We start from the raw sequence: 15,287 nt of genomic DNA, 5'->3' as shown, positions 1-15,287 counted from the left end.
ATGTTCCAAATATGGCTCAAGATATTTTATAGGAATAGCAAGAAAAATTGGCTAAATGTACTTGTTAATATTCTAGGATTAGCTTTAGGATTTACTACAGCTTTAATTGTATTAGCGTATTTAAATGACGAACAAAGCTATAATTCGAGTAATCCACAAAAGGACAATATCTATAGAGTTATTCATAGAATGTCTAATGGAGGAGTAGGAGCTCATAGTACTATAGTGGAAGGTGTTACTTATAAAGAAGAAATCCCAGAGATATTAGATTATTATGTAAGTCCAAATTGGTATTATTCAGAATTAGTAAAGGTTAATGGGAAAAATCAATTTTCTGAAAACATTTTAAAAGGTTCTGCTAATTTCTTTGATTTTTTTCCTTTTAAAATTATAGAAGGAAGTCAAAAAAAGTTTAGTGAGGCAAGAAATAATATCGCGATATCAGAAGAGCAAGCTCGTATCTTTTTTGACAATAAATCTCCTATAGGAAAAACGATAGAGTTTTTAAACAGAGTATTTACTGTTACTACGGTATATAAAATTGTAGGAAAGCATTATTATATGCCCAATATGATAATACAGTATAAAAATGAATTGCTGGATCAAGATTGGGAGAATTTAGGTGTTAATTTATTTGTTAAGGTAGCAGAAGGAACAAATCAAGATGATATAGAGAAAAAGGCATCATATATTTGGCACAAAAACTATGTATTACCATTTTCTAAAAAGGAAGGAATTACACCAGAGGAGTTTGTAGAAAAACAAGGAATAACACCTTATTTAGAGTCTATTAAAGATATTCGTCTAAAAACAGTAACCGGAAATGCAGGACCAGAAGGAAAGGGTAATTATCAATTAATATTAATCATGTTATCATTATCAATATTAATAATTATTATTTCTTACGTGAATTTAATCAATCTTTCTATAGCCACAGCAGCACAAAGAGGAAAAGAAGTAGGAATTAAAAAAACGTTGGGACTTGCTAAGACAAAATTGATAATGCAATATGTGTTAGAGATTGTAATTCAGGGACTAATAGCTTTTATGTTTTCTCTATTGTTATTAGAGCTTATTATGCCTTCGTTCAATCTTTTTATGAGCAAATCAATATCGCTATATAAAATAGATTTATTAGTTAAATTCTTGTTTTTTGTCATACTAGCTTCAGCTATCATAGGAGTTATTCCATCAATTTACTTATCAAAGTATAAAACAGTTGAAGTATTAAAAGGTAATGTGTCTAGAAATAAGCAAGGAGTTATTATAAGAAATCTAATGTTAGGAATACAGTTTTTGGTTTCTGGTTTTTTCTTAGCTAGTTCAATAATAATTAATCATCAGGTTAATTATATGGAAAATAAAGATTTAGGCTTTAATGGAGAACAAGTTTTAATGATTCCTATGAATGAAAACGATGAAAAATATAATAAATATTTATTAGCGAAGAAAGAATTAACCAAACACCCAAATATTGAAGATGTTACAAGTAATCTATCAATTATTGGAGGAGGTATAGGAATGGGAGCTAGACTTGATTATAAAGGAACTTCAGAAAGAACAAGTTTAGATGCTATAGACTATAACTTTTTAAAAGCATTAAATATTGAGGTTTTAAAAGGTAGAGGTTTTAAAGAAGAAATAGCTTCTGATACCATAAAAAATATATTAATTAATGAAGCTTTAGCAAAATCATTAAATATATATCACGACCCTGTAGGAAAACAAATACCTATTAGTTTTGGTGGTTATTCGAATGTAAACATGAAAGTTATAGGTATGGTAAAAGATTATAATGTAGATGGCTTAGATACCAAAATAAGACCTACAGTCTTTTTACATTGGAATGGGTTTGATTTTATGAAAAGTATGCTTTCAACAATTCAAATTAAAATTAAACCAGATAATTTGGATAATACTTTAAATTTTATAGAAGATTATTGGAGTAAAAATGTAGAGCAAGGATATCCATATAATCCTACTTTTTTAAATAAACGTTTTGCGAAAACGTATAAGAAATATTTAAATCAAAAGACTTTGTTTTTTATTCTAACAGTAATAGTAATAATCATTTCATTATTAGGATTGTTTGCATCGGCTACGTTAACCATAGAACAGAGGTTAAAAGAGGTAGCTATACGTAAAACATTAGGAGCAAGTGTACAGGAAATTATACTTCAACTAATAAAAAGTTTTATGAAAGTAGTAGTTGTAGCATCTGTTTTTTTAATACCAATGGCATATTACTTTATGCAAGGTTGGTTAGATAATTTTATCTATCGAATCAATATGCCTATACTACCATATATAGTAACGCCAGTTGTATTAATGGTACTAGTATTTTTAGTTGTAGGTTTAAAAGCTTTCAATGCTACCAAAGTAGATTTAATTAAATATCTAAAATTTGAGTAATATGTTTCAAACATGGTTCAAGATATTTTATAGAAATAGTAAGAAAAATTGGTTAAACACCTTTATAAATATAAGTGGATTAACCTTAGGATTGGCAGGATTATTAATAGTGCTTTTATATTTAAATGAAGAGCAAAGTTATAATCAGTGGAATCCAAATAAAGATGATGTATATAGGGTAAATTTGAAAAAGCCTCAATCAGGTGAAGTTTGGTATACTGTTAATCCAGGAATGTACCTTACTTACCCAAAAGAAATACCAGAAGTAACAGATGCTGTTATGGTAAAACCTTACTATAGGAGTAGAGTTATACAGTATGATGAAGTAAATGAGTTTAATAACAAAACAATTTTTACGGATCCTAATTTTTTCGATTTTTTTCCTTTTAAAATTGTGGAAGGATCAACTCAAAAGTTTGCAGAAACAAGGAAAAGCATAGCACTTTCAGTAGACTATGCAAAACGAATTTTTAAAGGAGCTAGTGCGGCTGGAAATTCTGTGAAAATTGATGGTAAAGATTATTTAGTGGCCTGTGTTTATAAGATTCCTAAAAATTCACATCAAGAGCCTGATTTAGTAATACAATACGATACACCTTTTGAGGTACATTGGGGAAATCACAATAATGAGCTGTTTTGTAGAATTACAAAAGGAGCAGATATAGAGTTGGTTAGGCAAAAAATGACTCAAATTTTAGTTAGTGTACATAAAAAATATGCATTACAAGAAGGTGTTTCAGAAGAAGAGTTTGACGAAAAGTTTGATGCTCCAGGAATCTTATTAGATAAGTTAAGTACAATTTACTTACATAGTACAGCAAATAGAGCTGGACCTAGTGGAACAGGAAATTATCAATTATTAATGGTATTGTTAGGGCTTTCTATACTGTTAATCATTATATCTTGTGTAAATTTCATCAACTTATCAATAGCTTCAGCTAGTCAAAGAGCAAAGGAAGTTGGGGTAAAGAAAACACTGGGGTTGTCTAAAACAAATTTATTATTTCAATATGTACTTGAAATTGTTGTACAAGGTTTAGTTTCCTTTGTTTTTGCTCTTATCATTGTAGAGTTAGCATTACCTTTTTTTAATGAGTTTATTCAAGTAGAGATATCAATTTTTGAAGTTAAATCATTAATAACTTTATTGGTAAGTGTGGTTTTAATATCGATTTCAATAGGAGGTATTTCCGCTTTATACTTATCAAACTTTAAACCAGTAGAAGTTTTAAAGGGAAATATTTCTAAAAATAAAAAAGGAAATTTTGCAAGAAATATTATGTTGGGGCTTCAGTTTTTAATTTCTGGATTCTTTATTATCAGTATGTTAATAGTTTCTAGTCAAATTAATTATATGGTTGAAAAAGACTTAGGTTTTGATAAAGAGCAAGTATTAACTGTTGATGTGTATAGTATAGAAAATGAGTTTGAAAAATATTTATTAACGAAGAAAGTCTTGTCAAATGATCCTGATATAGTCGATGTTACAGCAAGTATGTTTGTACCTGGAGAAGGTTTTGTAAACGGAACTTCTTTAATACATGAAATAAACGATAAAAACTTTAATTCAGCTTCAAATTTGGTAGACTATAATTATATAGATTTTGCGAATATAGAAGTGCTAAAGGGAAGAACTTTCTCTAAAAACATGGCTTCAGATAGTATTAATAAAATTATTATCAATGAAACAGCAGCAAAGCAACTAGGTATTTATAACAATCCAATTGGAGAAAAATTAGGTTTAGGATGGTCAGATGATATGTCTTTAGAAGTAGTTGGAATGGTAAAAGATTATCATTTTGATGGATTTGACGCCAAAATAGCACCGATGTTTTTTGTTCTTTGGGATACTTATAAAGAAGCAAAGTCTTGGATACCAGCAATTCAAATTAAAATTAAATCTGGTGATATAGATAATACTATTGCAAAAATTGAAAGTTTTTGGAAAGAAAATGTAGATACTAAATATCCATTTTCGTATCAGTTTTTAGATAAAAAGTTTGCAAAAACGTATGATAAGTATAAAAAACAACAAAGCATGTTTTTAATATTATCAGTAATTGTGGTAATTATAGCTTTGTTAGGACTATTTGCTTTAGCAACATTAACCATTCAGCAGCGTTTAAAAGAAGTAGCTATACGTAAAACCTTAGGGGCATCAGTAAAAGAAATTATGTTCCAATTGGTAAAAAGCTTTTTACAAATAACATTAATAGCTTCTGCTTTCTTAACTCCGATAGCGTATTATTTAATGCAAAATTGGTTAGATAATTTTGTTTATAGAATAGATATGCCAATACTTCCATATATTGTAACTCCTTTAGTATTAGTTATACTAGTGTTAGCAGTTGTAGGGATAAAGGCTTATAATGCAACAAGGATAGATTTAATTAAATATTTAAAATTTGAATAAAATAATTATGAAGAGAAATGGTTTATTTGCAGGCTTATTGCTAGTTTTCTTAATGAATATCAGTTTGGTAGCTCAAAATAAGGTAATTCCTTTAGAAGGAGCTTATAATAAAATAATAGTTAGTCCACACATAGAAACTGTATTTATTGAAGGAGAAAGATCTAGTATTGAAATAAAAAACTTAGATGTTTCTGAAGAAAAGTTTAAATATGAATTGAAAAATAAGACGCTTCATATTTATTTAGAAGGAGCAAAAACAGTAACAAAGAATAAAAAGGTAAAGTATAATAATGGTAAAAGAAAAGTACCAATTTATAGAGGTACTAAGGCACAGATTGTTGTAAAACATACACCAGTTAAAATATTTTCAATAAGAGGAGAGGAGGATGTGCTTTTTAAAAACTTAACAGCTGCTAATGAGAGTAAAATACGACTGTATGGTGAATCAAAAACAACTATAGAAAATGTAAAAACAAATAAACTACGTTTTACTATCTATGGAGACAGTAAAGTAACTGTTGATAAAGGAGTTGTAGATAATTTAAAAGTTACAGCTTATGGAGAAGCGAAATTTATGGCAACTAATTTAGAAACAAAAGAAACTAAGGTGACCTCGTATGGTGCAGCATCTTTTAAACTTAATGTTTCAGATAGACTGAAAGTTACTGCGTATGGAGAAGCTAAAGTATTATACAAAGGAAACGCAACAGTTAAAAAAGGAATTGTTATAGGAAGATCTACTATTAAAAAAGTAGATTAATATTTTATGTAGTTCAGAAAAAAACTGCCTTTAAAAGGCAGTTTTTTGTTTTATAAAAGAATACTTTTTTGCTTAGAAAAACTAAAGATTAATGTAAATTGCGCGTCTTTCAATTTTCTAGGTGTTATGCAAAATATTTGTGGATTAGATTTCGGGACTTCCAATACAATTAGTACAGTTTATAAGGGAGGAAAGACTATTATGGTTCCTTTTGAAAACAATAATAAATCGCTACCAAGTAGTGTGTTTTTTCCATTTGAGGCAATAGATAAGCCTATTTATGGAGATTTAGCCACCAATACTTATGTAAACAATGGCTATGGTAGATATATGAAAAGTTTTAAACGAATTCTTGGAACTCAGTTTTTTGAACAAGGAACAGCTTTAAAACCAGGAACCAATATCTTCTTTCACGATATTATTGTAAACTATTTAAAACATGTAAAAGAGAAAACTGAAGATTTTTTAGGAGGTGAAACTGATTATGTAGTTGTGGGAAAACCAGTTAGACTTTCTGAAAAAGAAAAAGGAGCAAACTCAGGAATAACACAGTTAGAATCAATTTTGAAGAGTGTAGGGTATAAAAACTATTCTTTTTTAGAAGAACCCATAGCTGCAGCTTATTATCATAAAGAGAAAATAGATAAGAATTCCTTAGCTATTGTGGCTGATTTAGGAGGTGGAACTTGTGATTTTACTGTGGTTGGAATAAATGAAGATAAAAAAGATTTAAACATATTAGCTACTTCCGGAATCTCTTTAGGAGGAACAGATATTGATAGTAACTTTGCTTTAGAAGTATTTTTTCCTGAATTGGGGTATAAAACAATAGATAAATTCAAAGGATTAACCTTACCAGCATTGCCATACAGACAAGCTTCCGATTGGAATAAGATAACTACTTTATTATATACTAAAAAGACTGAGTTTTTAGTTCGAAAAATGATTAACAATGCGAAGTATAAAGAAAAAGTAGTACAGTTAAAGAGCTTAATAGAGAACAAAAAAGCCCATTCTTTATTAAATCAAATAGAGCAAACAAAAATAAAACTATCAGATACTAAAGAGCTTATGTTTAGTAGTGAGTTTTTATCTAATACCAATTTAACAATTTCAAAAAGCCTACTAGAAGATGCAATTAATGGTGTTATTAGCAAAATAGTAGCTACTGCTAATGATTGTTGTTTACAAGCAGGAGTTAATGAAAAATCGATTGACTATCTGATTTTAACTGGAGGTACCAGTAAAATGCCTTTGGTAAAGCAACTATTTAAAGAAACTTTTTCAAAGGCAAAACTGATAGAAAATAACTCTATGGATTCGGTAGCTTTAGGCTTATTAGAAAAAGCTAAAAAAGATACGAATCTATAAATTGGCTTTTTTAAATTGAACCTTTAAGTTTTCTGGATACACAGTAAAAGCAAAGTTTTCCTCAACATCTTGAGGCTTTACACTTAAACTAAGGTCAAATTGTTTACAAATACTAGAAATAGCGGTTGTCATTTCTATAATTGATAAATGCATACCAGGACATAATCTAGAACCACCACCAAATGCTTTAATAGCTTTAGGAGTATGGTTTTTATGATAAGGACATTCAGATTTTAACCATCTGTTGGGATCAAAATCATTAGAATTAGAAAAATAGTCTTCTTCCATAGCTGCATAACTATTCAACAGAATAATGCTTGTGTCTTTTGGAATAGCAATATTATTAACAGTAGTAGCTTCATTTGCTTGAAAATACAGCATTGGAGTAGTAGGTTTCAAGCGAATAGCTTCTTGAATTACAGCATTGGTATATTTTAAACTAGAAATAACATCATAATTATCAGGAACAAAACCATCATATTGAGAGGCTTCTTCTCTAATTTTTTGAACTATTTCAGGATGCTGTGTTAAATAATACAAAGTCCAGCCTAAAGTATTAGAAGTAGTGTCTTCACCAGCTAATAACATGGCTATTACATTTCCATACAAGGTTTTTTCATCAAAAACAGTGTCTTCTTTTTCGCTTTCAACCAATAAAGCTTCTAAAAAATTAGAAGGTGCTTCTTTTAATTCAGGATTGTTTGCTAATCTAACCTTAGCTTCATTAATAAAATCGTAAATAATAGTTTCGATTTCTTTAAGCGACTTTTTTAGCAAACGATCTTTAGCTGAAGGTAAAATGCGCCACATTGGAATTGGAGCAGTTATACGTTCATTAATCATTGGAAAAATTAGCTCTAAATAATTTTGAAAACGATCCTCTTTATTATGTATTGTATTTAGTTTATAACCAAAAGCAATTTCTGTTGTTACGTCAATTGTAAAGGCAATAAAGTCATTTATAATATCTATAGTATTGCTTTGGGTAGCGTATCCTTCTATTTTGGAAACTAGGTTTTTAGTTTTTTCTTGAATAATAGGATAGTAGCCTTTTACCTTTTTTACACTTAAGGCTTCAGCTACAGGTTTGCGTTGTTTTTTCCAATGAGCTCCTTCGGCATTAAATACAGTATGAAATCCCATTTCTATAAAGACTTCATTAATTTTAGAAAGTCTTCTGAAGGTATCAGGTCTTTGTTTTAAAACAGTATTATTAAAATCTACATTAGCAGAAACAAGTGCTTTTAAGGGACCTAATTTAACTGTAAAGAATTCACCATATTCTTTAGCCCATTGCTCTAAAATACGATGTTTATTCTTTTTCTTGAAGTCTTTTAAGTTTCCTAATAAAAAACTGCCTTTTGGAGTATTTAAATCCTTTATGGTTTTAGTGAGGGTGTCCATTTTAGTTGTTAGTTTTTGTAAAAATAATAATACAAATTGTAACAATGGGTATATATAAAAAGAAAGAGGACACATAAATGCGTCCTCTAAAATTATATTGTTAATCTAACCCTTCAAATATAGATTAATAATAAGCCACAAAAGTAATGTGAATTAAAGAAAGGGTCTGTAACATTTGTTACACTTAAGATTTATTTAACATTTTTAACGTTTTCAATCCACTTTCTAGCATTTACAAAGGCTTCCAACCATGGAGACACCTCGTCTTTTCTACCAGCAGGGTAATTTGCCCAGTTCCATTGGAATGTAGAACGCTCAATATGAGGCATTGTAACTAGATGACGTCCAGTACTATCACACAACATTGCTGTGTTATAATCAGACCCATTTGGGTTGTTTGGATATCCTTCATAACCATATTTAGCAACAATATTATAGTTCGCCTCACTTTCAGGTAAATTAAATTTTCCTTCACCATGTGAAATCCATACACCAAGCTCTGTTCCTGCCAAAGAAGATAACATTACCGAGTTATTTTTTTGAACTTTTACTGAAGTAAATGAACTCTCGTGTTTTTTCGAATCATTGTGAATTAATCTTCCATGTACTTTATGATCTGGATTGATTAAATCTAACTCCATCCATAACTGTGCACCATTACAAATACCTACCGATAAAGTATCTTCACGTTTAAAGAAGTTCTTTAAAGCAGTATTGGCTTTTTCATTGTATAAAAATGCACCAGCCCATCCTTTAGCAGATCCTAATACATCAGAATTAGAAAAACCACCAACAGCTCCAATAAATTGGATATCTTCTAAGGTTTCACGACCAGAGATTAAATCGGTCATATGTACGTCTTTTACGTCAAAGCCAGCTAAGTACATAGCATTAGCCATTTCACGCTCTGAATTCGATCCTTTTTCACGAATAATAGCAGCTTTAGGCCTGTTTGTTACGTTTCCAACAGTATCACTTAATTTCCCTGTAAAATGTGTAGGGAATGTATAAGTTAACGGTTGTACTTTATAATTATCAAATCGATCTTGAGCTAAACCATTTGTTGTTTGTTTTTGATCGAATAAGAATGAAGTTTTATACCAAACATCTCTCATTTCAGTAACATTAAAAGAGAAAGTGTCTTCGTTGTTTTTAATAGTTACGGTTCCGCTATTATTGGCAGTACCAATTTTAAAGAACTCAATATTCTTGTCAGCTAAAACAGCTTCAACACTTGCATCTGCTTGGAAAACAATTCCTGCATTTTCAGAGAACAATACTTTTATTGAGTCTTCTTCATTTAAAGATGTTAAATCAAAGTCAGCACCTAAATTCACATCAGCAAAACACATTTCTAATAAAGTTGTAATAAATCCACCAGAAGCTATATCATGTCCAGCTGATAATTTATCGGCTTTAATTAAATCTTGTATTGTATTAAAAGTATCTTTTACAAAAGCAGTATTTTGAATATCTGGAGCTTCGCTACCAATAGTATTTAATACTTGATTGAATGAACTACCTCCTAATTTATAAGTATCTTGTGATACATTGATGTAATAAACACTTTGTCCGTTATTTTGTAATACAGGCTCAACAACTTTAGAAATTTCATTACAGTTAGCTGCAGCAGAAATAATAACGGTACCTGGAGAAATTACTTCACCATCAGGATATTTTTGCTTCATAGAAAGCGAATCTTTTCCTGTTGGCACATTGATACCTAAATCGATAGAAAAGTCAGAAATAGCTTTTACAGCTTTGTATAAACGAGCATCTTCACCTTCGTTTTTACAAGGCCACATCCAGTTTGCCGATAATGAAACTGATGTTAATCCATCTTTTAAAGGTGCCCAAATAATGTTAGTTAACGATTCTGTAATAGAATTTCTACTTCCAGCTCCTGGGTGAATTAAACCTGAAATAGGAGAGTGCCCAATAGTAGTTGCAATTCCTTCTTTTCCGTTATAATCTAATGCCATTACACCTACATTGTTAAGTGGTAACTGTAATGGACCAACGCATTGTTGTTTAGCTACTTTACCACCTACACAACGGTCTACTTTATTAGTTAACCAATCTTTACAAGCTACGGCTTCTAATTGCAATACTTGTTCTAAATAGATTTGTAGGTTTCTTGTTTTGTATCGAGGGTTTTTATAATTTCTTACAACTGTTTTATCAGTCATAATTGTTTTTGGAGAACTTCCAAACATATCTTCCAAAGCTAAATCCATTGGTTTGTCACCTTTGGTTTCAGATTCAAACGTAAAACGATTGTTTCCAGTAACATCACCTACAGTATAAATTGGAGAACGCTCACGCTCAGCAATTTTTTCTAAGGTTTCTATATGTTTTTCAGCAATTACTAATCCCATACGCTCTTGAGATTCGTTTCCAATAATCTCTTTAGCAGATAGGGTAGGATCACCTACAGGTAATTTGTCTAAATCAATTTTTCCACCTGTATCTTCTACTAATTCCGATAAACAGTTTAAGTGTCCACCAGCCCCGTGATCGTGAATAGAAACAATAAAGTTATCATCGCTTTCTACCATACCACGAACCGCATTGGCAGCACGTTTTTGCATTTCTGGATTCGAACGTTGTACAGCATTTAATTCAATACCAGAAGAGAACTCTCCAGTATCTGCAGAAGAAACGGCAGCTCCACCCATACCAATTCTGTAGTTTTCGCCACCTAGAATCACAATTTTATCACCTTCATTAGGTGTTTCTTTCAATGCTTGCTCTGCTTTTCCGTATCCAATACCACCAGCTTGCATAATTACTTTATCATAAGCTAACTTTCTAGCTTCTGATTCGCTTGCAGCTGAATTTTCTTTGTGCTCAAAAGTAAGTACAGAACCCGTAATTAATGGCTGTCCGAACTTATTTCCAAAGTCTGAAGCACCATTAGAAGCTTTGATTAAAATATCCATTGGTGTTTGGTATAACCAATCTCTAGCTTTAAATTTCTTTTCCCAAGGACGATCTTCTTCCAAACGAGAATATGAAGTCATATATACCGCTGTTCCTGCTAATGGTAATGAACCTTTACCACCAGCTAAACGGTCTCTAATTTCTCCTCCCGAACCAGTTGCAGCTCCATTAAAAGGCTCTACAGTAGTAGGGAAGTTGTGTGTTTCTGCTTTTAAAGATATTACTGAATCAAATTCTTTAGTTTCGTAAAAATCTGGCTTGTCAGCAGTTTTAGGTGCGAATTGCGCTACTTTTGGGCCTTTAATAAAGGCTACATTGTCTTTATAAGCAGAAACAATATCGTTTGGATTTTGTTTTGAAGTTTCTTTAATCAATTTAAACAATGAAGTAGGCATTTCTTCTCCATCAATGATAAAAGTTCCGTTGAATATTTTATGACGACAGTGCTCTGAATTTACTTGAGAAAACCCAAAAACCTCACTATCGGTTAACTTACGTCCAATTTTTTCTGATACTTCTTCTAAATACGTAACTTCTTCCTCACTTAAAGCCAATCCTTCTTGTTGATTGTACGCAGCAATGTCGTCAATCTCTAAAATAGCTTCTGGTTGAATTTGAATAGTAAATGTATCTTGATTAAGTCCGTTGAATTTTTGAGAAATCATTGGATCGAAATCTGAAAACTCTTCAGAAACGGCTTCAAACTCTTCTATTCTAATAATATCTGAGATTCCCATATTTTGAGTAATCTCAACAGCATTGGTACTCCAAGGAGTAATCATAGCTGCACGTGGACCAACAAAAAAGACGTCCAAAGACGCCGCGTTTATTTTAGGTTGGTTGCCAAATAACCAAGTAAGTTTTGAAACTGTTTCTGTACTTAATTCTTCTGTTGTTTGAACAGCAAATACTTTACTGTTTACGTTTCCAAAGAAATGAATCATTATGTTTGTTGTGTTTGTGTGTTGTTTTAAAGGCGTAAATTTAATTCTTTTGATTGAATTAAAAGCATAAAAAAAGCAGCATTTTTTTGCCGCTTTTTTATAGTTTAATTTCTTTTATCAGGAATTCGATTTCGTTCTATTTTCCCTTTTTTAAGAGCTTTATAGTTTTCGTAGCAGTTTAATACAGCTTCAATCATTTGCAAATCGCTTGCTTTTTTTATAAAATACTCTGAGTAATTACAATCGTCTAAAAGTTTAGTAAGTTCTTGACGGTCCATTTCTAAATATTCCATCATTACCTCTCTATCAAACTTTCCTGCTAACATTTTTCGTAAATCGTCTTCTTTTTTTAGTTTTTTCAGCTTTCTAAGCTGTTTAGGTTTCTTTCCAAAGAGGTTGTATACCAAATCTACCGGATTTAATAGTTTAGCTATTGGAGAAGAGATTCTTTGAGGCTTACCAATTTCATATGTTTGTGGTAATCCATTTATATGTATACGTGTAAACTTGTCCTTAGGCACTTGTTTTATATCAACTTCTAAAACTCCAATTAGTTTGGTTGATTTAATCACTACTTCTTTTACTTCCTCTGGTTTTTCTTCTAAAGAGATTACTACTTCGTTACCTTTTAAAAGATCGTTGGTAACTTTTAGTTTAATTGATGAAAATCCTAAAAAGGACACCAATACTGTATCGTTAGCTTTTGAAGTTAATTCAAAGAGCCCTTTCTCGTTGGTAATGGTTCCTACTACCGAATTTAAGTTTAATACGTGTGCTGCACTTAATGGTTTTTTAGTCTCAGCATGAATTATTTGACCTTTTAATTTCTGTTCTTGGGAAAAACCTAAAAACGAAATAAATAATAAGAGGGTTAAAAGAGTATATTTATTTTGCATGTTGCAATAATAAGAATAATTGCAATGAAACTAGTTAATAAACTGTGAAATTGATGGGTTAGGAGTGGAACAGAAACGTATAAAAACAAAAAAGCTAAGCAAAAGCTTAACTTTTTTAGTGACCGGGCTGGGGCTCGAACCCAGGACCCTCTCCTTAAAAGGGAGATGCTCTACCAACTGAGCTACCCGGTCATTTAATTGCTTTCCTGAAAGCGGTTGCAAATATACAACGGTTCTTTAAATACACAAAAAAAAATGATAGAAAATTACGTTTTTTTAGCAATTATTTTTGAGTGCTATTTTATTTGATTGGTTTTCAGAAAGGTATGATTTTACCTGTTTATATAATTTATTTTAAGAAATTTATTTGAGGAAGGTATATAACGTTTTTCCCATTATTAATACGTAGAGTATTGAACAATATAAGTATCAAGTTTATTAAATATAAGAGGATTATAGTAATAAAAAACTCTCTTAATGAGATATTCTCTACAATACCTATTGTAGCTATTACATACAATGTTATGGGAATAAAGAATAATAGAAGTATCCATGTTATTTGAAAATTAATTAAGCTTTTTCCTACTATATTAATATTTTTAATTTGATCCTTCCTTGCTGTCCATAAGATAAATGGTAGTAGAATACCTAATAAAGGAAAAAATAAAAATGTTAAAGCAGAGAGATTGAGAAAGGTTAGGTATTTAGTATCCTCTTTTATGGCCCAATCTATCAATTCACTTGGAGTTACTTGTAAGGCATTGGCCAATCGTTTTAATGATTCTCCTGTCGGATTGGATTGACCATTTTCAATTCTTTGAATAGTTCTTAAGCTTAAACCAGATTCTTCAGCAAGAAATTCTTGCGACATTCCTCTCTGTGTTCTTAATTCCTTTACTCTTTTAGCTAATTGATTTTTATTCATTGTTTACAGTATTACTTTTTAGTTTAAGAACCTGTTTGTATTGCATAATAGCAAAGGTAATTGAACCTATTAAAAGTCCAGAAATTATTTGGATAAGTGATCCGTAGAAGATTTGATTCCATAGTACTTGTATGAAATTATCAAAATAAAGACCATAATGCGTTTCTAATTGCCAATGAGTATCAGCCCACCAAGCCAAGGCTACTGGAATTCTTGATATTGGTGAATATATAACCAAACTTAAAAGAAGTAATAGAAAAAAACGCTTATCTGTATAATACTTTATAGTCCAATATATAGTAATTCCTATTGTTAACCATAACAATCCTAATAGAAATATAAGGTTTTCTGGGAGGCCTATTAATTCGAGTATAAACCGGATCGGTGTAAGTAGTAAAGCAAGAAGTATAGGTGTTTTTACAAGTTTACATGCTTTTTGAAATAACGTTTGTTGCTTATTTGCTTTGTACTGATTCTTCATCAATGTCTATTTGTATAATTCTTTGATACAAAAGTAATTTACTCTTATAGACATTGATGACGGCATGCTTATGACATCTTTACGTCATCTGTGTTTATTGCTGTGTTTACATGCTAAAATAACTTAATTAACTAGCCCAAGTGGATATTAAACCTATCTTTTTCCATTTTCCATTTATTTTTTCAAGTACAAAATTTTCTCCAGAAGATTTTCTATGAACACCAAAACATACTCTATTCATTTTTTTGTTAAAAATAGGTTTATCAATTAAAAAATAACTTTCGTTATATAACCTTTCAAAAGGAGTCATTCTTCCATGTACTATTTGACTTAAAGAATCATGAGGAACTCCCTTTTTAAGAAGTTCACAGGTATTGAGAATTTGATAATTATATTTAGCTAACATTTTTAGATCAAATGTTTTGTTTTTCTGAATTTGCTTTTTAAGAAATAGAGTATCATTCTCTTTAAGGTTATGTGAAAGATATTTAAGATAACTAACCGTTTCAATTTCATCTTCTTTTTCAATCATATAAGGTAATTGAGGTAAAAAGTTAAAGTCAGAAATAAATACTCTTTGGTATGGTATTAATTTTAAATCTGTTGTGTCAGACAATATCTCATTCAATATTCTTGCTTTATCAGTATTACTAATAATTACTTCATTGCTTTTCGCTTTACAAGATATTATGATTATTGATATCAATAATAATATTTTAAGCTTCATTTTGATCAAAT

At 30.4% G+C, this 15,287-nt stretch carries 10 protein-coding genes and 1 tRNA gene; 4 read left to right on the top strand and 7 right to left on the bottom strand.

The window, feature by feature from the left end:
* From ACOQN8_RS15500 to ACOQN8_RS15485, 4 genes are all read left to right on the top strand, one after another.
* Positions 1-2,412 (top strand): ABC transporter permease, encoded by a 2,412-nt coding sequence (locus ACOQN8_RS15500; RefSeq protein WP_420553362.1) that lies wholly within the window; start codon positions 1-3, stop codon positions 2,410-2,412.
* A gap of 1 nt (position 2,413) precedes the next feature.
* A complete protein-coding gene (locus ACOQN8_RS15495; protein ID WP_420553361.1) occupies positions 2,414-4,825 on the top strand; it encodes an ABC transporter permease in 2,412 nt (803 codons plus the stop codon).
* Positions 4,818-5,585, top strand: coding sequence for a GIN domain-containing protein (locus ACOQN8_RS15490; RefSeq protein ID WP_420553360.1), 768 nt, complete (start codon positions 4,818-4,820; stop codon positions 5,583-5,585). Before ACOQN8_RS15495 ends, ACOQN8_RS15490 begins: the two co-directional genes overlap by 8 nt.
* 126 nt (positions 5,586-5,711) lie before the next feature.
* On the top strand, positions 5,712-6,956 hold the full coding sequence (locus ACOQN8_RS15485) for an Hsp70 family protein (protein WP_420553359.1): 1,245 nt from the start codon (positions 5,712-5,714) through the stop codon (positions 6,954-6,956).
* On the opposite strand, the gene ACOQN8_RS15480 is transcribed toward ACOQN8_RS15485, so the two are convergent.
* The 7 genes from ACOQN8_RS15480 to ACOQN8_RS15450 form a co-directional block, all read right to left on the bottom strand.
* The gene (locus ACOQN8_RS15480; protein WP_420553358.1) at positions 6,951-8,360 is read right to left on the bottom strand and encodes a cytochrome P450; all 1,410 of its coding nucleotides are present in this window, start codon (positions 8,358-8,360) and stop codon (positions 6,951-6,953) included. The genes ACOQN8_RS15485 and ACOQN8_RS15480 overlap by 6 nt on opposite strands.
* A gap of 191 nt (positions 8,361-8,551) precedes the next feature.
* On the bottom strand, positions 8,552-12,247 hold the full coding sequence (purL, locus tag ACOQN8_RS15475; RefSeq protein ID WP_420553357.1) for a phosphoribosylformylglycinamidine synthase: 3,696 nt from the start codon (positions 12,245-12,247) through the stop codon (positions 8,552-8,554).
* Between the two features lie 104 nt (positions 12,248-12,351).
* Positions 12,352-13,143 carry a carboxypeptidase-like regulatory domain-containing protein gene (locus ACOQN8_RS15470; RefSeq protein WP_272149284.1) on the bottom strand — a complete coding sequence of 264 codons (792 nt, stop codon included), beginning with the start codon at positions 13,141-13,143 and terminating at the stop codon, positions 12,352-12,354.
* Positions 13,144-13,262: 119 nt separating this feature from the next.
* Positions 13,263-13,335: transfer RNA gene (locus ACOQN8_RS15465), tRNA-Lys, on the bottom strand.
* Positions 13,336-13,492: 157 nt separating this feature from the next.
* Positions 13,493-14,068 carry a helix-turn-helix domain-containing protein gene (locus ACOQN8_RS15460; RefSeq protein WP_420553356.1) on the bottom strand — a complete coding sequence of 192 codons (576 nt, stop codon included), beginning with the start codon at positions 14,066-14,068 and terminating at the stop codon, positions 13,493-13,495.
* The gene (locus tag ACOQN8_RS15455) at positions 14,061-14,549 is read right to left on the bottom strand and encodes a hypothetical protein (protein ID WP_420553355.1); all 489 of its coding nucleotides are present in this window, start codon (positions 14,547-14,549) and stop codon (positions 14,061-14,063) included. The genes ACOQN8_RS15460 and ACOQN8_RS15455 overlap by 8 nt, the downstream gene beginning before the upstream one ends.
* Positions 14,550-14,676: 127 nt before the next feature.
* Positions 14,677-15,276, bottom strand: coding sequence for a hypothetical protein (locus tag ACOQN8_RS15450; protein WP_420553354.1), 600 nt, complete (start codon positions 15,274-15,276; stop codon positions 14,677-14,679).
* Between the last annotated feature and the right edge of the window lie 11 nt (positions 15,277-15,287).

This window comes from Tenacibaculum aiptasiae (assembly GCF_965221665.1).
GTDB classification, from domain to species: Bacteria; Bacteroidota; Bacteroidia; order Flavobacteriales; family Flavobacteriaceae; genus Polaribacter; species Polaribacter aiptasiae.
This window is presented reverse-complemented; position numbering and strand designations above follow the sequence as displayed.